Origin of the sequence: Faecalicoccus pleomorphus DSM 20574 (assembly GCF_000420345.1) — a bacterium.
GTDB classification, from domain to species: Bacteria; Bacillota_I; Bacilli_A; order Erysipelotrichales; family Erysipelotrichaceae; genus Faecalicoccus; species Faecalicoccus pleomorphus.
This window is the reverse complement of sequence record NZ_ATUT01000015.1, coordinates 23,012-39,689: the sequence shown is the minus strand read 5'-3', so window position 1 is coordinate 39,689 and position 16,678 is coordinate 23,012. Positions and strand designations below refer to the sequence as shown.

Annotated in this window: 18 protein-coding genes and 1 tRNA gene; 15 read left to right on the top strand and 4 right to left on the bottom strand. The window is 38.1% G+C overall.

Annotation, left to right across the window (positions count from 1 at the left end; all coding sequences use genetic code 11):
• Positions 1-23: 23 nt before the first annotated feature.
• The 5 genes from thrC to G413_RS0107410 are packed head-to-tail and all read left to right on the top strand — an operon-like array spanning position 24 to position 4,018.
• Positions 24-1,493: a threonine synthase gene (gene thrC, locus G413_RS0107430; protein WP_022790283.1), complete on the top strand. Its 1,470-nt coding sequence runs from the start codon at positions 24-26 to the stop codon at positions 1,491-1,493.
• Entirely contained in the window at positions 1,490-2,359 is an 870-nt protein-coding gene (gene thrB / locus G413_RS0107425; protein ID WP_022790282.1) for a homoserine kinase, read from the top strand. Before thrC ends, thrB begins: the two co-directional genes overlap by 4 nt.
• Positions 2,352-2,786, top strand: a complete 435-nt coding sequence (locus tag G413_RS0107420; protein ID WP_022790281.1) for an ACT domain-containing protein — start codon at positions 2,352-2,354, stop codon at positions 2,784-2,786. The genes thrB and G413_RS0107420 overlap by 8 nt, the downstream gene beginning before the upstream one ends.
• Positions 2,773-3,483: a TIGR01906 family membrane protein gene (locus G413_RS0107415; RefSeq protein ID WP_022790280.1), complete on the top strand. Its 711-nt coding sequence runs from the start codon at positions 2,773-2,775 to the stop codon at positions 3,481-3,483. The genes G413_RS0107420 and G413_RS0107415 overlap by 14 nt, the downstream gene beginning before the upstream one ends.
• Positions 3,464-4,018, top strand: coding sequence for a Maf family protein (locus G413_RS0107410; RefSeq protein ID WP_022790279.1), 555 nt, complete (start codon positions 3,464-3,466; stop codon positions 4,016-4,018). The genes G413_RS0107415 and G413_RS0107410 overlap by 20 nt, the downstream gene beginning before the upstream one ends.
• Positions 4,019-4,023: 5 nt before the next feature.
• Here the strand turns inward: G413_RS0107410 and G413_RS0107405 are convergent, their stop codons facing one another.
• Both G413_RS0107405 and G413_RS0107400 read right to left on the bottom strand, forming a co-directional pair.
• A complete protein-coding gene (locus G413_RS0107405; protein ID WP_022790278.1) occupies positions 4,024-4,806 on the bottom strand; it encodes a Cof-type HAD-IIB family hydrolase in 783 nt (260 codons plus the stop codon).
• A gap of 617 nt (positions 4,807-5,423) precedes the next feature.
• Positions 5,424-5,497, bottom strand: a tRNA-Thr gene (locus G413_RS0107400).
• A gap of 371 nt (positions 5,498-5,868) precedes the next feature.
• Between G413_RS0107400 and G413_RS0107395 the strand changes: the two genes are divergently transcribed.
• The 8 genes from G413_RS0107395 to G413_RS0107360 all read left to right on the top strand — a co-directional run bounded on the left by G413_RS0107395 (position 5,869) and on the right by G413_RS0107360 (position 13,597).
• The gene (locus tag G413_RS0107395; protein WP_022790277.1) at positions 5,869-6,153 is read left to right on the top strand and encodes an HU family DNA-binding protein; all 285 of its coding nucleotides are present in this window, start codon (positions 5,869-5,871) and stop codon (positions 6,151-6,153) included.
• A 124-nt stretch (positions 6,154-6,277) separates the two neighbouring features.
• The gene (locus G413_RS0107390) at positions 6,278-7,873 is read left to right on the top strand and encodes a putative manganese-dependent inorganic diphosphatase (RefSeq protein WP_022790276.1); all 1,596 of its coding nucleotides are present in this window, start codon (positions 6,278-6,280) and stop codon (positions 7,871-7,873) included.
• 2 nt (positions 7,874-7,875) lie between these two features.
• A complete protein-coding gene (pepT, locus tag G413_RS0107385; RefSeq protein ID WP_022790275.1) occupies positions 7,876-9,081 on the top strand; it encodes a peptidase T in 1,206 nt (401 codons plus the stop codon).
• A 117-nt stretch (positions 9,082-9,198) separates the two neighbouring features.
• Positions 9,199-9,858, top strand: coding sequence for a hypothetical protein (locus tag G413_RS0107380; RefSeq protein ID WP_022790274.1), 660 nt, complete (start codon positions 9,199-9,201; stop codon positions 9,856-9,858).
• Positions 9,859-9,896: 38 nt separating this feature from the next.
• Positions 9,897-11,072, top strand: coding sequence for an NAD(P)-dependent malic enzyme (locus G413_RS0107375; protein ID WP_022790273.1), 1,176 nt, complete (start codon positions 9,897-9,899; stop codon positions 11,070-11,072).
• Positions 11,069-11,920, top strand: a complete 852-nt coding sequence (locus tag G413_RS0107370; RefSeq protein WP_022790272.1) for a patatin-like phospholipase family protein — start codon at positions 11,069-11,071, stop codon at positions 11,918-11,920. The genes G413_RS0107375 and G413_RS0107370 overlap by 4 nt, the downstream gene beginning before the upstream one ends.
• A 30-nt stretch (positions 11,921-11,950) precedes the next feature.
• Complete coding sequence (locus G413_RS0107365) at positions 11,951-12,721, top strand: HAD-IIB family hydrolase (RefSeq protein ID WP_022790271.1); 771 nt, start codon at positions 11,951-11,953, stop codon at positions 12,719-12,721.
• A gap of 12 nt (positions 12,722-12,733) precedes the next feature.
• The gene (locus G413_RS0107360) at positions 12,734-13,597 is read left to right on the top strand and encodes an aldose epimerase family protein (RefSeq protein WP_022790270.1); all 864 of its coding nucleotides are present in this window, start codon (positions 12,734-12,736) and stop codon (positions 13,595-13,597) included.
• An 18-nt stretch (positions 13,598-13,615) separates the two neighbouring features.
• On the opposite strand, the gene G413_RS0107355 is transcribed toward G413_RS0107360, so the two are convergent.
• A complete protein-coding gene (locus G413_RS0107355) occupies positions 13,616-14,182 on the bottom strand; it encodes a hypothetical protein (protein WP_022790269.1) in 567 nt (188 codons plus the stop codon).
• Positions 14,183-14,403: 221 nt separating this feature from the next.
• Positions 14,404-14,826 carry a DUF3788 domain-containing protein gene (locus G413_RS0107350; protein WP_022790268.1) on the bottom strand — a complete coding sequence of 141 codons (423 nt, stop codon included), beginning with the start codon at positions 14,824-14,826 and terminating at the stop codon, positions 14,404-14,406.
• A gap of 225 nt (positions 14,827-15,051) precedes the next feature.
• On the opposite strand from G413_RS0107350, the gene G413_RS0107345 reads away from it, so the two are divergent.
• A complete protein-coding gene (locus tag G413_RS0107345; RefSeq protein WP_022790267.1) occupies positions 15,052-16,227 on the top strand; it encodes an SIS domain-containing protein in 1,176 nt (391 codons plus the stop codon).
• A gap of 12 nt (positions 16,228-16,239) precedes the next feature.
• Positions 16,240-16,668, top strand: coding sequence for a PTS galactosamine/N-acetylgalactosamine transporter subunit IIA (agaF, locus tag G413_RS0107340; protein ID WP_022790266.1), 429 nt, complete (start codon positions 16,240-16,242; stop codon positions 16,666-16,668).
• The last annotated feature ends 10 nt before the right edge of the window (positions 16,669-16,678 follow it).

The window sequence follows — 16,678 nt, the reverse complement described above, 5'->3', positions numbered from 1 at the left end:
TATGGTTTTTCAAGGAGGAATCTATGGAAAAAATTTATGTGTCAACCCGTGATCAAAACAGAAAAATGACCTCTAAACAAGCCATTTTGGAAGGAATTTCCAAAGATGGCGGTTTATATGTATGGCCGGACATTGATTCGGTACAGATAGACTTGCATACGATTTGTGAACAATCTTATAAGGAAAATACATATACGATTCTGCAGCCTTTACTGCCGGATTTTAGTGAAGAGGAATTGAAAACATGCATTGAAAATGCATATGGACATTCTTTTTCTTCGCCGGATATTACACCTGTTAAAAAAGTCGATGATGTATATGTATTAGAACTTTTTCATGGTCCGACCAGTGCTTTTAAAGATGTGGCCTTAACACTTTTACCACAATTGATGTCGGCGTCTTTAAAAGCCGGTGATCAAAAGGCAATGATCTTGACGGCCACCAGTGGAGATACTGGAAAGGCAGCTTTGGAAGGTTTTAAGGATGTGGATCGCATCGGTATTTGCGTGTTCTATCCGCATCAAAAAGTCAGCCAGATTCAATATCGCCAGATGGCGACCCAACAAGGAAAGAATGTGAAAGTCTATGCGATCGAAGGAAATTTTGATGATGCCCAAAGCAAGGTAAAATCCTTGTTCCTGGATGAAGACTTGCGAAAGAAGGCCGAAGCCCAAAACGTGATTTTAACCAGTGCCAACTCTATTAATATAGGAAGACTGGTACCACAGATCGTTTATTATTTTGAAAGCTATAAGTATTTGGTCAACCATGGTGCGATACAGCTGGGGGATCCTGTATCCTTTAGTGTACCGACAGGAAACTTTGGGGATGTCTTAGCCGGCTATTATGCCTATATGATGGGATTACCGGTCAAGAAATTCTATGTCGCCAGCAATGCTAATCATGTGTTAACGGACTTTTTGACAACCGGTGTTTATGATCGCAACCGCGCGTTTGTACAAACGATTTCTCCAAGTATGGATATATTGATTTCTTCGAACTTAGAAAGGCTTTTGTATTATATGTCCGGAAAGGATACCAAACTGGTATCGCAATGTATGAGTGATTTGAGCAAAACTGGACGCTATCAAATTCCGGATACACTTCTACAAAAGATTCAGTTTTTGTTTGGTTGTGCCTATTTAGATGATAAAAAGACCAAAGAAACGATAGCGACTGTCTATCAGGAATCCAAGGTTGTTTTAGATCCGCATTCGGCTATTGCGTATCAGGTTGCCAAAGACGCTAAAGAAAGACCGATCGTTGCCCTTGCGACAGCTTCTCCTTATAAGTTTTCACAGGATGTACTGGATGCCTTACATCAAAACAGTACGAATGAACTGGAAGCTATGAAACAGCTTCAAACCATTTGTTCGGATCCGATTCCGAAAGGATTAAAAGCACTGGAAAGCCAGGAAATTCGACACAAAGAAGTGATTTCAGTCGAACAGATGAAAGATGTTGTAGAAAAGAATATGGAGGCTCTTCTATGATACGAGTACATGTTCCCGCAACCAGTGCGAACTGTTGTATAGGCTTTGACAGTTTAGGCATGGCATTAGACTGGTGGGCAACCTTTCAATTTGAGCCTAGTGATGAACTGATCATCACAGGTTGTCCTAAAGAATATGCCAATGAAGACAATTTAGTGGTACAGTCTTTTTTGAAGACATGTCAGCATCTAAAAAAGGAAATGCCAACATTTCATCTTCATATCGATTCCGATATTCCTTTTTCCAGAGGACTAGGATCTTCATCCACTTGTGTGGTGGCCGGTATTTTAGCATGCGATGCCTGGTTTCAGGCGCATTTGAATAAAATGGAAATTTTAGAGATTGCCACGGATATTGAAGGACATCCGGATAATGTGGCACCCTGTATTTTTGGGAAAGCTGTCTGCAGCTTTATGGAAGAAGGTAAGCCACGCATGATGATCATACCTTGTGCCGATTATAAATGTTTGGCCATGATACCGGATTATCCAATCGTAACCAATGAAGCACGAAAAGTTCTTCCTTCTACTTTGGAGTATAAGGACGCTGTTTCACAGGTGGGACATGCGCTATGTTTTCTACAAGCCCTGCAGGTAGGAAATGAGATGATCCTTGCAAAATCATGTGTTGATCATCTGCATGAACCCTATCGTAAAAAGCTGATTCCGGATTATGATTCGATTCATGAGCAATGCCAGGAAATGGATCTTGCGATGTGGATTTCCGGCAGTGGCAGTACGATGCTTGCGATATCATTAGATCCGACGAAATTGAATCAATTACAGAAAGATGTCGAAACAAAACTTTCCATACAATGCAGACAGATGCCAATCGCATCCAAAGGAGCCTGGGTAGATTATGAGTAAATTTTATGTGGTTTCCAGCGACATTCTTCCGGAAGTGCTGGAAAAGGTGTTAGAAGCAAGAACGCTTTTACAATCTGGAAAAGTAAAAAGAATCAGTGAAGCCGTTAAGCAGGTGGGCATATCACGGGGAACGTACTATAAATATAAGGATACAGTATTTTCATTTTCACAGGAACAAAATAACCGCAAAGCCGTAATCACGATGACGTTGCGAAGCGAAAAGGGAACGTTATCCAAAGTTTCCTCTTTGATTTCCGCTAAACAAGTGAATATTCTGGCTATCAATCAAACCATTCCGATCAATGGCATTCATAATGTCAGCTTTACCTTGGATATCAGTGATCTGGAAGGAGATATTCAGGCTTTCCTGGATCTGATTGAAGCGATGGCTTTTGTCGATAAGGTGGATCTTGTTGCGATTGAATAGGATCTTGGCCTTTGTATGGGGCTGGCTTTTGATTGTTGTCTTTGTGATCGGCAGTGTGCATACGATGGCTTTAAATGAGAATTTTTATATCCAGCGCTATGAGAAAATGGATTTAGCCGATTCTTTACATGTTTCCCAGAACGATCTAAACAAAAGTATTGAATTATTGTTGGACTATATTCGTGACGATACCGATTCTTTAGAGGATACGATTACCATCAATGGATACACAAAAAATACCTTTAATGAAAGAGAAAAAAGTCATATGGTCGATGTAAAGGCTTTATATCAAAATGCCATAGGGGTCGGAAAAGTCAGCTTTGTTTGTTTATTGGTGATTTTGTTTTATCTGGCTATAACGCAAAAGAAGAAAACAGTTGCCTATCTGACAAAAGGTCTTCTACAAGCTTCTGTTTGTTTGATTCTGGTCTTTGTGTTTTTTGGTATCTGGATCGGTATTGATTTTACCGGCTTTTGGACATGGTTTCATACGATCTTTTTTTCGAATGATCTGTGGCTATTGAATCCAGCTACGGATTTTATGATCAATATGCTGCCGGAAACGATTTTTTATCAGCTGGTGCTAAGCTGTGTTCTCATGGTTTGTGTTTTGATCATACCCTGTATTGTCTTTTCAATTTATTATCAGCGAAAGAAAGCGCCTATAGGTTTTGAATATGAAGATCATATTAGCTAGTCAATCTCCTCGAAGAAAAGAGATCTTAGAAGAAATTGGATATCAATTTGAAGTGATTCCTTCCTACACACAGGAATACTTTGATCCGGCTTTGCCTTTAGAAAAAGCCATTCAGCTGGTAGCTTATCAGAAAGCAGCGGATGTGCATGCGAAATATCCGGATGATCTGGTTATTGGCGCCGATACGATTGTCAGCTTTCAAAATAAGATTTACGGAAAACCAAAGGATGAACAGGAAGCATTCTCTTTTTTAAGAGATTTCAGCGGAAAATATCAGGAAGTTATGACAGGAATCTGTTTTCTATATAAGGAAAGACAACTTTGTCATACCGATATCACCAAAGTTTGGTTTCGAGATTTGAGCGATGAAGAAATATGGGATTACATTCATACTCATAATGCCTTAGATAAAGCCGGTGCTTATGGCATACAGGATAGTGACTTTATATCGCATATTGACGGCTCTTTGAGTAACGTCGTTGGTTTAGGTAAAGAAAGCATTGTAGAAATGATGAAGAAAATAAGCGACTGGTAAGTCGCTTATTTTATGATCTGATATTTTTCTAAAGCATTATATAAACCATCTTCATCCACAGAATCCGTAACATAATCTGCAATTTGTTTCACTTCCTCTTTGCCATTTCCCATACAAACACCAATGCCCACGCTTTTTAATAAAGGAATATCGTTGGTCGCATCACCAAAGCCCATCGTTTCATTATGTTTTAAATCATAGTATTCCATTACTTTTTGAATACCGATATCTTTGCCACCGATAGCCGGTAATACATCGATCACATAATCAGTCCATCGATCGATTTTGATGTCATGGCATCTTGTAAACAATTCTTTTTCCTGCTTTTCACTTAAATAAGGAGAAAGCTGGTAAATCGGTTGAATCCTGGCACGTTCGATATTTTCCAATGTAGGTAAAGAGGTTCCTAATTTCTTATACTCTTCGATAACAGAATCGGTATAAAAATTCATGTATTGCCGGTCTTTTTCGACAAATACACAAGGGTAAGGATCTTCCTGGATATGATCTAATATCGCATCCACATCGTTTTTACTAACAGGATTACTGTAGATGGTTTCGGTTTCATTAAAACAATATTGCCCATTTAATGTGATGTAGGCATCAAATTTAAAATTTTGGCAAAAATCAAATTCTTGAATTTCTGTAATGTGTCTTCCGGTGGCGACAATGGTTAAAATTCCTTGTTTTTTTAACAGGTTTAATGCATATATGGCGGAGTCTGGCACTCGTTTGGTAGTGTGAGAAAGTATTGTTCCGTCAAAATCAAAAAAAATAGCTCTGATCATAATCGTGTCCTCATTTCCTGGTTATTGTAACATAGGTAAATGAGTCATTTTCAAGAGCTGCCATAAAAAATTCTTCTGTATAAGATTTAATTAAGAAGGAAAACGCTAATAGAAGATGACGTAAAACTTTATGTAAAGAATTATCAGTCAATATGAACCAGGTGTTTAATTCTTCTTAAAAGAAATAGAATGTTTATAGGCATAAAGATTTATTCATACATATGACAATATCTTTTTGGTTATCCTTGCACAATTCTTATCAATCTGATATATTGTGTTCAAGGAGTGAGTTTAGCGGTTCACTCTTTTTATTTTGTCATTTCTAAAATGATTTCGATTAAACGTCTAATCGCATGAATCAGAAGTCTAATCTCTTTCAAAAGGTTTATCGCTCTATCCATCATAGGCAACCCCTTTCTAATTCCGTTCCGCACGAGGCCCTAACGGCTTTATACTAAGGATTTCTTATAGAATGTTTCACTCCCTGAATAAGGGACTTACATGAATTTTCAATGCCCAAATTGACTGAATTCATAATATAGGTCACTATACAAATATAAAGAAACGAACCACTTATTAAATATATATTAATAGGCAGTTCGTAAATAATATAATGCTGGTGCCTGCACGCGGAATTGAACCACGAGTTCATCCTTACCATGGATGTGTATTACCATTATACTATGCAGGCATTTAAGGCCTCTCTATTGTGCCATTGATTTCAAAAAAAATCAACTGAAATCATAAAAACTAAAGTTTATCTTTCTAAAAATGGTTTGATTAGAATCTGGAAATTCTTTTTGTAGATTAAAATCCCAATACAATTTAAAATAACATAAAAATTTAGCTTTTAACTTTGACTAAGTTAAAATACAAAAAAATAAGTTAAAAGAAGATGAAGGGTTACTTGTTGACGAATTTGTAATTTTTATTAATATAAATTGAGGATTGCGAAATACTTTTTATTGGAACAAAATTGTGCGTTCCCGTTGATAAAATATTGCAATAAGTTATGGATAATGATATGATTTCCACCGTAGTAAAAAAAAGGAGGACATTTTCATGTCAGAAGTAGTAAGTAAAAAAGACTTAGTTGAAAAAATGGCTGAAGAATGTGGGGTATCTAAAAAAGATGCAACTGCATACGTTAAATTCTTGCTTGACGAAATTACAAACACACTTGTTCAAAAAGGAACGGTAGATTTGAACGGATTTGGAAAATTTACGGTAACAGAAAGAGCTGCTCGTAAAGGAATCAATCCTTTGACAAAAGAATCTATTGAAATTCCGGCATCTAATGCAGTGAAATTCAAGCCAAGCAAAGCTTTAAAAGATGCAGTAAAATAAGGGTTATCCTACCACATAATTATTGTTTGAGAGATAGATGAAGTTAAGGCAGACACAAAATTGTCTGCTTTTTTCTTTGGTCAATTATTGGTATAATGAGATATAGTTGAAAAGGAGATGTATCATGACTTCACCGGTTTATATTGTAGGTCATAAAAATCCGGATACGGATTCTATTTGTTCTGCCATGGCATTAGCCGAGCTCAAGCAGAAAATGGGAATGTATGCGGTTGCTGCTCGTATCGGACATTTAAATCCGGAAACCAGTTTTATTCTAAAAAAATTAGAGCTGGATCCACCTTTGTATATGACGACGGCCAAAAATACATTGGCTGAAATAGAGATTGACGAGGCAATCACGATTCCTCGCCATGAAACTCTGCGCCATGGATGGGATTTATGTCTGGATAAGGCCAAAGCACTCTATGTAGTGGATGATAATGATAATTATATTGGTATGGCTACCATTGGTGATGTTTCCAAAGTGCAGATGCAGGATCTAAATATCACGAAGGATCTGTTAAAGGAAACACCGCTAGAAAATATCGTAAAATGTTTGAAGGGAAGTTTCATCTTAAAAGGAACTTTACCAATGAGTGGAGAAGTTCGTATTTCGGATAAAAAGCTCATGGAGCGTGATCTGGAAGGTGCCATCATGGTGTTAAGCGACCATGAGGATGATATGATCAAGAGTATGGCTAAAGGTTGTGCTGTGATCGTGATTGCGGAAAGCTTTGTTCCTAACGATTATATTATTGAAATGGCTAGAAAGTATGGGGTAACTCTTATTTCAACCAACTATAATACAATGAAGATCATTCAGATGATCTATCGAAGTATCCCAATCGAATTGATCATGACACCGGCCAGTGCTATCACATCCTTTAATCGCGGAGAGTTTTTGGAGGATGTAGAACGGGAAATGTTGAAGTCTCGTCATTCCAGCTATCCGGTATTGGAAAAAGGAAAAATCGTTGGTTCCGTGGCACGTTATCATATTTTAAAAGCAGAGAAGAAAAAGTTTATCCTGGTGGATCATAACGAAAAGAAACAAGCAATCAACGACATTGACAGTGCTTATATCTTGGAAATTGTCGATCATCATCGTATTGGTGATATCGAGACGGATCATCCAATCCAGTTTAGAAATATGATCGTAGGAAGTTCTTGTACGATCGTTGGTTTGATGTATCATGAAATGAATATCAAAATGTCGGATACGGCAGCGCGTTTGATTGCCTATGGCATTATCAGTGATACGATGAATTTTAATTCGCCGACATGTACGCAGATCGATAAAGATTTGGCAAAACGTATTGAAAAAGAACATGGTATCGATTTTGATGCGATGGCTAAAGAACTATTTGCCAATACCGCTACGATTCAGGATAAAAGTTTTGATACGATTTTACATAGAGATTCTAAAGAATATACTTTATCGGGAAAACGTGTGGCGATCTCACAGGTATTTATTTTTGATTTAGATGTAGTGGATCAGATCCGAGATGACTTTTTGAAGTACATGGAAGAAGAAAATAAAATGCGTCATTTAGATTTGTTACTGATGGTATTTACCAATGTGGAGGGCAAGGGAAGTCGCTTCCTTTATGTCGGAGAGCTTTCTCATGCGATAAAAGGATTAGTGGACTCTTTTACCAAAATGGGATATGTATCGCGTAAAAAACAAATCGTGCCAAGATTGGCTCAGGAGTTAGCATAAGTATGAGTGTTACAGAAAAATTTTTACATTATGTATCGTTTGATACCCAATCCGATCCGGAAAGTACAACAGCGCCAAGTACAGAAAAACAGCTGGTGCTGGCAAAAGAATTAGAAAAAGAATGCAAGGCTTTGGGATTTCAAAAGGTAATGGTGGATCCGCATGGGATCGTATATGCGACATTGGAAGCCACGGATGATCGTCTTCCTTCCTTTGGCTTTTGTGCGCATATGGATACGGCTACCGAATTAAGCGGAAAAGATATTCGTCCTCGAATTATTGAAAACTATGATGGTTCCATGATCGTTTTAAACGATCAATACCAAATGGATTGTAAAAAGTATCCGGCCTTATCCAACTGTATCGGTGATGATTTAATTGTGACCGATGGAAATACTTTGCTTGGTGGCGATGATAAAGCGGGTATTGCGATCATCATGCAGGCAGTGGATGAAATGATCAAAGAAAATCTGCCACATGGAAAGATCATCGTGGCCTTTACACCGGATGAAGAAGTAGGACGGGGAACAGAGAATTTTGATTTAGAACAATTCCAGGTTGATTTTGCCTATACCGTTGATGGGGGCCGAATTGATGCCATTGATTATGAAAACTTTAATGCCGCTCAGGCTAAAATCACGATTACCGGCAATACGATCCATCCGGGCTATGCCAAAGATAAAATGATCAATGCTTGTCTTTTATCACACGAGTTGATCGAAGCATTCCCAAAACAGGAAACACCGGCGCATACAGAAAACAGAGAGGGTTTCTATCATTTGTTGGAGATGGAAGGAACTTGCGAAAGTGCCAGTCTGGCGTATATTATTCGTGATCATGACTTTGAAAAATTTACGGCCAGAAAGCAGTTTGTTCAAGATGTAATCAATTCTTTGAATCAGAAGTATGGCGATCGTTTCCAGTTGGAAATGCAGGATCAGTATTACAATATGGCACAATTTATGCATGGTGACATGCGTTCTGTGACAAGGGCAAAGGAAGCCTTGGCTGCCTGTGGTCTTGATCCGGTTTCCATACCAACACGTGGCGGAACCGATGGAGCTATGTTGACGGAAAAAGGATGCATTTGCCCGAATTTTGGTACAGGATCTTATAATCATCATGGTCGATATGAATTCTGCAGTATCAATCAGATGGAAACCATGGTTCAGGTTTTAAAAACATTGATGCAAAAGCAAAAGCCTTAGAGTTCTGAGGCTTTTTGTACTTTTTAATGCTTTAGAGTCTAAAATATCACCTTTTGTTTACAAACACTCTTTTTTAGTTTATTCTGTAAACAGACAAAATTAGTAAGGGTGAAAATTATGTTTGTTGTAATCATGGCGATTGCCGTATTTTTATGTTTGTTGTTGATACCGATGCTTTTTCGAAAAATCACCTGGAATAAATTGAATCAGGAAATTTTAAAAGATGATTATACGACTTTTTATCGAACCTTGGATTCTTTTATTTGTAAAATGGGAATGAGTGCTTTTGAAAGAGAAAATATGCGGTTGAGCGGTTTAATTGCACAAAATCGAAAAGATGATGTGGAAGAACAGTTTAATATGATGATGAACATGCGCTTAAAGGATAATCAGAAATTAGCCGTTCGAGAACGAGGTTTTTACTATTATCTGCAGCAGGGACGTGCTAAAAAGGCAAAGGATATGTTGGATGCGGTTCGCTCTCTGCATGCGGATCGTGCTAAAGATCTGGAGATACAATACAGCATTCTGATCAAAAAAGAGAGCAAATACATCAAAGAAGTGCAGGAAAAGATAGATCATCTGTGGGATGGAAAAAGTGCTTTGGATGAGGACAAGATGATGGTCGTTGGTACTTTTGAATATCTTTTAGGACTTCAATATTCGTATTTGAATGATATAGAAAATATGAAAAAGGTTTTCACATCAGCTTTGAAGCATTGTGCAGGTACGCCTTATGAAGATTCAATAAAACAAATCATGGAGCAAAAAGCATAGAGTAGTCTATGTTTTTTCTATTTGAGAGGAGAGTGTTTATGGATTACGCAAAAGAAGCTTTACGATTACACAAAGAATGGCAAGGAAAGCTGGAAACAGTTGCCAAGATGAAAATTGAAACAAGAGATGATCTTTCTTTGGCTTATACGCCAGGTGTTGCGGCACCGTGTCTGGAAATTGAAAAAGATAAAAGTCAATCTTATGTCTATACGGGAAGAGGACATACGATTGCGGTTATCAGCGATGGAAGTGCGGTACTGGGGCTTGGAAATATTGGGCCGGAAGCCGGTATGCCGGTCATGGAAGGAAAATGCGTTTTATTCAAGGCTTTAGGTGGGCTAGATGCCGTTCCGCTTTGTTTAAATACGCAGAATACGGATGAACTGGTCAATATCATTGCGGCTTTGGAGCCAAGCTTTGGCGGTATCAATTTAGAGGATATCGCGGCCCCTCGTTGTTTTGAAATTGAGAAACGCTTACAGGAGCGTATGAATATTCCGGTTTTCCATGATGACCAACATGGAACAGCTATTGTGGTTTGTTCGGCTTTGGTCAACGCTTTACGCTTAGTGAAAAAAGAGAATCCGACCATTGTGATCAATGGTGCCGGCAGTGCCGGATGTGCCATCGCAAGATTGATCTTAGATTTAGAGCTTGGCAATGTGATTTTAGTCGATCGACAAGGTATTCTTGTGGAAGGAATGAATCTGACAAGTGGACAAGAAGCACTTCTTTCAAGATTGAACAAGGAACATAAAAAAGGCGATTTAAGTGAGGCTTTAAAAGGCGCGGATGTCTTTATTGGTGTCAGTGCCGGCCATATTGTTTCTAAAGAGATGATTGCCAGTATGAATGAAAAGGCTATTGTGTTACCGATGGCCAATCCAATTCCGGAAATTGAACCGGATGATGCTAAGGCAGCGGGCGCTTATATTGTAGGAACCGGACGCAGCGATCATCCAAATCAGATCAATAACGTATTAGCCTTTCCGGGCATCTTTAAAGGTGCACTGGATGCCCAGGCAACACAGATCAACGATGCGATGAAAAAGGCAGCGGTTTATGCGATTGCTTCTATGGTGGATGAAAAGGAACTGCGTCCTGAACATATCATCGTTTCGGCTTTGGATAAAAGAGTAGTGCCGGTCGTGGCTAAGGCTGTCAAGCAAGCCGCCATTGATTCTGGTGTCATTAGAAAGTGGGACAAAGAATGATTCAGGCAGGGCTGGTCTGCGAAGGAGGAGGCACGAAAGCCGCCTATTCAGCCGGTGCTTTAAAATGCTTTTTGGAACATAAGATCTATGTACCTTATTGTGTCGGCATTTCGGCAGGAAGCGAGATTTTGTTGAGCTATACCTCTCGACAGATGTATCGTATGGAAGTGACCGGAATTGAAGCACCTTGTCAAAAAGGTGTTGTTGGTCTTCGTCCTTTTCTAAAAGAAAGAAATATTTTCGGAATTGAAGCCACAAACGATTTTATCGAGAGTAAGGCGCCTTTAGATTTTAAGGCTTTAAAAGAGAGCACAACGACCATGGAAATCGGTTTATACAATATGGAAACGCATCAGGTGGAATACTATGATCAAAGTTATGTCGATCAGAGTCAGACATTGATCAAAGCCAGCTGTGCTTTATTGATATTGTGTCGGCCTTACATGTTTCGCGGTATTCAATATATGGATGCCGGTTTGATTGATATGATCAGTATTCATCAAAGTATTCGCCATGGCAATCAAAAACATATCATTGTTTCCACCAAGGAAGAAGGATATGTACGAAAACCAGCTCCTTCGTATCAGTTAAAGCTGGCAAAATGGCTGTATAAGGATGAGCAGATCGTAGAAGATCTAAAAAAACGCCATGAAAGATATAACGAACAATGGAATACGATCCATGCCCTGGAACAGGAAGGTAAAGCCCTTGTTCTTCGACCGCATAAGGATTTGGGGGTAACTCGTTATACGACGGATCCCAAAAAGCTTCGTCCGTGGTTTCAGTTAGGCTATGATGAAACTCTGGAACGCCTGGATCAAATCAAAGAATTTTTAGAAATCGAGTGAATTCTCGATTTTTTTATTTATAATAAATGTATGACAACTGGATATTTTTTCGATTTGGACGGAACCTTGTATTCCAATCGTACACATTCCGTCAGCAACCATACGATAGAAGCTTTATCAAAACTACAAAAGCAGGGAAATAAAGTCTTTTTGGCGACAAGTCGTACACTTAGAGAATTGGATCATTTACCGCAAGCCATGCGAGATTTTCCTTTTGATGCCCGAATTATGGATGGAGGAAGTCGGATCATGGATGCCGATCAAAACGATTTGCGATGTGTATTTCTTTTACCGGAAACGATGCGTGCGATCGATGCGTTCTGTAAAGAAAACCATTTAATCTATCGCTATAGTACATGTTCAGAAAATCTTTGGGGCACTAAGCCAAATCTGTATGCACATCGTGCTTATTTTGATCTCTATCTTTGTGCGCCATTCTATAAACCATATCAGGAGGACAAGGTATTAAATGTACTTGTCTTTATAAAAGCAGAGGATCAAAAGAAGCTGCGGCCTTTATTGAAAGATTGCGGCATTGTGCATTTTGATCATGCGATGGAGATACGAGCCAATCATGTTGATAAAATCGAAGCCATCCAATGGTGTAAAGAAAGATTTGATTTAGATACGCTGATCTGTTTTGGCGACGGACAAAATGATATAGAAATGATACGACAGGCAGATTTAGGTATCTGTATGCAGAACGGACATCCGAATTTAAAAAAGGTGGCTGATCTTGTGATTGGGGATGTCAGTGAAGATGGAATTTATCAGTTTCTAAAAGAAAGTCATAGAATATAGGAGGCGAGCGATATGGCATACGTATTAGAAAATGAACAATGTAGAGTGGAATGTATAGAAAGAGCCGGACAGATTCAACATTTCTTGGATAAAGATCGTCAAGTGGAAATCATGTATCAGGGAGATCAAGGCTGGTCCGGATTAAATCCGACATTATTTCCCATCGTAGGAAATACATGGACAAAAGACTATAAGATCAACGGACAAACATATGCGATGAAAAACCATGGTTTGATTCGCTATGCCGATCTTGTCGGAAAGCAGGAAAAAGATGCTATCGTCTTCACCTATGATTCCAATGAAGAAACGCGGAAACAATATCCTTTTGATTTTCATTATGAGATGAAGTATCGTCTGGAAGGTAAAAAATTATATATTGATTATACGATCACAAATACAGGAAACGAAATCATGCCATTTACCTTTGGCCTGCATCCGGCTTTTCGTATTCCACAAGTCGAAGGCGAAGCGTTTGAAGATTATGCTTTTGTGTTTGAAAAAGAAGAACATGCCAAGCAATTTGTGATGGATCCAAGCGGGCAAACACCGTATTCGTTAAAAGATGTCACTTTTAAAGAATGGAAATGCAGCCGTCAAGATATTGAAGAAGCAGCAACGATCATTTATCAAGATTTACAGTCCAAGTATTTGACAGTTTGTTGGAAGAAAGAACCACGTCTTCGCTTTGATTTTGAACAGTTTCCTTATCTTGCGATCTGGACACATCCAAAAACATCAGATTTTATCTGTATCGAACCATGGTACGGCCATGCCGATTTTGAACCCGGACATGATGATTTCTATCAAAGAGAAGGCACAATGTTGTTGAAGCCGCAGGAAACCTTTACGACTGGTTACTCTTTTGAAGCTCTATAAATAAAAAGAAAGCGAGATTTAATTTCTCGCTTTTGCGCGTTTTGTGACTTTTATCAACATGACCATCTGAAATAACGCATAAAGAACACAGAGCCCCAGAACGATCCATGAGGCAATGACATACATGGAATCGTATTGTGAGTAATACGTGTTATAAACGATCAGAATACCGACTAATAAATATAAGATCGTTTTTGTAAGGATTCGTTTTGTTCCCTGCTTCGCAAAATTATCGGAATAGCTTTCATAGCTTTCCGGATCAAAATGCTTAACAGGCTGTTGTTTCTTTAAAAACGTGAAGAATTTAAATTCTAAGAAGAACCATAGAAGCAAAGTGATCCCTATGCTTGCCCACCAGGGAATCTGAAACCACTGGGTAAACATGGTAAATAAGACCACAAATACAGATAGAATCAGAATATATCTCTTGCGATACAATTCAAAGGTCTTATAGTCATAAACAGGAATATAGACCGCATTATGATAAAAAGGATGTTTATAAATGGTTCGGTTCTTTTTGTCCTGATATAGATTAAAGCCGACAGGAGGCGCTATTTCTTGTTTGATATTTGATTTTTTTGCCATGATACACGCTCTCTTTCCTTTGGTAATTATAAGAGAAAATAAAGGTGAAAACAATTATAAAATATAGGATTTATGTAGCGGGTAATCCAAATTACAGGTATAAACGAACGGGCACAACTTTACTAAATGAGTTAAGAAAACCAGATAAAAGATTTATAAGGTGTAAAGTATTTTTCAAAAAGTAGCTGTGATAAAAGTTATATCAATAATACGGAGTCTTGTTACAGATTGTTTTTTCGTATATCGATCAGATGAAAAACATCGTTATAAATTCTATCTTTATCTTCCAAATCAATCATTAACCATTTTTGGCCGTTTCCTTCTTTTGTTTGATAGTAAATCTCTTTTAAAGTATTAGAACACTCTGATAAAATGGCTTCAACGGCTTCTTTCTGTTTCTTCCCAATAACAATTAGTACAGTGAAATACCCTTCTCTGGGATAAAGGGTACAAAGATTTTTTCCGGCTTTCTTAAATTTCACATTCCAGCCGTATTCCCAACTACAGGAATTAAAATTGAATTGTTCCTTTGTGCAAAACTTTGATTTGATATCTGAACAAAAATCTAAAAACAAAGGATTTTGAATATATTCAGCTAATTCATCAAATGAAGGAATGTAGCTTTTATCTTGTATGTCTATCATGTGATTCTCCCTTTAAAACTGTGTAATGAAATAGATAGTGAGTGTAAATATTATATCATTTGAAAATAAGGCATACAAAAGCATATGGATCTATGATAAGAGTACAGATAAAAAAATACAACAAATTTGTACATTTTAATCATAATGATTTGCTCCTGTTTAAAAAGTTAAAAATTAGTTTATAATAAAAGCAGATAAAACAATCAGACAAGAGGAGGCTAAACGATGTTTGGAAAAGAGAAAAATGCTTGGGAAGAACTGACAGGAATTTATACAGCACAGGAAATCTACCAGCAGCCTGCAACTTGGGCAAAAACAATTGCACAGATCAAAAATGAAAAAGAAGCATTGAAGAGTTTCTTGGAACCAGTATTGATTGGGGGAGATGTAGAAATCATCTTTACCGGTGCCGGAACCAGTGAATATGTTGGAAATGCCGTATATTCTTATGTGAATCGTTATACGGATTTCCATGCCAGCAGCTATGCATCGACTGATATTGTAGAAACACCGGAAAACTATTTATCAAGAGATAAGAAAACGTTGTTGATCAACTTTGCACGTTCTGGAAATTCTCCGGAAAGTGTGGGAAGTGTACAGATGGCTGAAGAAGTCTGCAAAGAAAATGTATCTCATTTGTTCATCACTTGTAATGAAAATGGGGCCTTATCAAAAATGGCAAAAGAAATGGATAATGCCTACTGCATCAATTTAACACCGGAAACACATGATCAAAGCTTTGCGATGACTTCCAGTTTCTCCAATATGTATTTGGCAAGCGTATTATGCTTCCGTCTGGATGCTCTGGATGAAATGGAAAACGAAATGCAGACAGTTATTGAACAGGGACAGAAATTCCTGGATGAAGGTTATCAAACCTTAGTGGATCTGGTTAACGATTTTGATTATCGTCGTTTGATTTATTTAGGTGCCAACTGCTTAAAAGGCGTAGCACAGGAAAGCCAGTTAAAGACATGTGAATTGACAGCCGGACAGGTTGCGACTTTCTTTGATAGTCCGTTAGGATTCCGTCATGGACCAAAATCAGTTATCAACGATGAAGCGTTGACTGTTGTCTATGTATCCGATGATGCTTATCAAAGACAATATGAATATGATTTGATCAAAGAAATGAGCGGACAGAGAAAGAAAAACCGTATCTTGGCGGTAGCGGCTCATGAATATCCAGAAATTCGTGAATTGGTAGATACTTACGTTAACTTTGATTTGAATGCGGATAAAGATAATATCTTCTTAGGCTTGGACTATATCCTGGCAGCACAGATCTTAGGATTGTTTAAATCCATCTCAATGGGATGTACACCAGATAATCCATGTCCAACCGGAGAAGTAAACCGTGTTGTACAGGGTGTAACAATTTATAAATATACGGCAAAATAGGAGGAAAATAGAGTGATCGGTTTAATCGTAACAGGACACGGCCATTTTGCTTCCGGATTGACAAGCAGTCTGAAGCTGATCGCCGGGGAACCAAAAAATTATGCGGCAGTAGATTTTGAAGAAACAGATTCTACAGAAGATTTAGCTAAAAAATTGACAGATGCCATGGATTCATTAAAAGAATGCGAAGAAATCATCGTATTGAGTGATCTTGCCGGGGGTTCTCCTTTTAAAACGGCTGTGGAAATCGGATATCCACGTCAGAATGTAGAAGTCATTGCCGGAACCAACTTAGGTATGTTGGTGGAAATCAACTTAACACGTACTTTTGCGGAAAGTGTAAAAGATCTGGCAGAATCCGCTGTGAATGTAGGAAAAGAACAAGTAATGCGCTTTGTCTATAAACCAGTGGAACAAGTTGAACCTACAGACGGAATTTAATCAAAAGAAA

Coding starts and splice junctions, on each gene's coding strand:
- G413_RS0107345 (WP_022790267.1), top strand. CDS start 15,052: ATGTTTGGAAAAGAGAAAAATGCTTGGGAAGAACTGACAGGAATTTAT.
- G413_RS0107380 (WP_022790274.1), top strand. CDS start 9,199: ATGTTTGTTGTAATCATGGCGATTGCCGTATTTTTATGTTTGTTGTTG.
- G413_RS0107410 (WP_022790279.1), top strand. CDS start 3,464: ATGAAGATCATATTAGCTAGTCAATCTCCTCGAAGAAAAGAGATCTTA.
- G413_RS0107370 (WP_022790272.1), top strand. CDS start 11,069: ATGATTCAGGCAGGGCTGGTCTGCGAAGGAGGAGGCACGAAAGCCGCC.
- G413_RS0107420 (WP_022790281.1), top strand. CDS start 2,352: ATGAGTAAATTTTATGTGGTTTCCAGCGACATTCTTCCGGAAGTGCTG.
- G413_RS0107375 (WP_022790273.1), top strand. CDS start 9,897: ATGGATTACGCAAAAGAAGCTTTACGATTACACAAAGAATGGCAAGGA.
- pepT (WP_022790275.1), top strand. CDS start 7,876: ATGAGTGTTACAGAAAAATTTTTACATTATGTATCGTTTGATACCCAA.
- G413_RS0107350 (WP_022790268.1), bottom strand. CDS start 14,826: ATGATAGACATACAAGATAAAAGCTACATTCCTTCATTTGATGAATTA.
- G413_RS0107390 (WP_022790276.1), top strand. CDS start 6,278: ATGACTTCACCGGTTTATATTGTAGGTCATAAAAATCCGGATACGGAT.
- thrB (WP_022790282.1), top strand. CDS start 1,490: ATGATACGAGTACATGTTCCCGCAACCAGTGCGAACTGTTGTATAGGC.
- G413_RS0107395 (WP_022790277.1), top strand. CDS start 5,869: ATGTCAGAAGTAGTAAGTAAAAAAGACTTAGTTGAAAAAATGGCTGAA.
- thrC (WP_022790283.1), top strand. CDS start 24: ATGGAAAAAATTTATGTGTCAACCCGTGATCAAAACAGAAAAATGACC.
- G413_RS0107360 (WP_022790270.1), top strand. CDS start 12,734: ATGGCATACGTATTAGAAAATGAACAATGTAGAGTGGAATGTATAGAA.
- G413_RS0107365 (WP_022790271.1), top strand. CDS start 11,951: ATGACAACTGGATATTTTTTCGATTTGGACGGAACCTTGTATTCCAAT.
- G413_RS0107355 (WP_022790269.1), bottom strand. CDS start 14,182: ATGGCAAAAAAATCAAATATCAAACAAGAAATAGCGCCTCCTGTCGGC.
- G413_RS0107405 (WP_022790278.1), bottom strand. CDS start 4,806: ATGATCAGAGCTATTTTTTTTGATTTTGACGGAACAATACTTTCTCAC.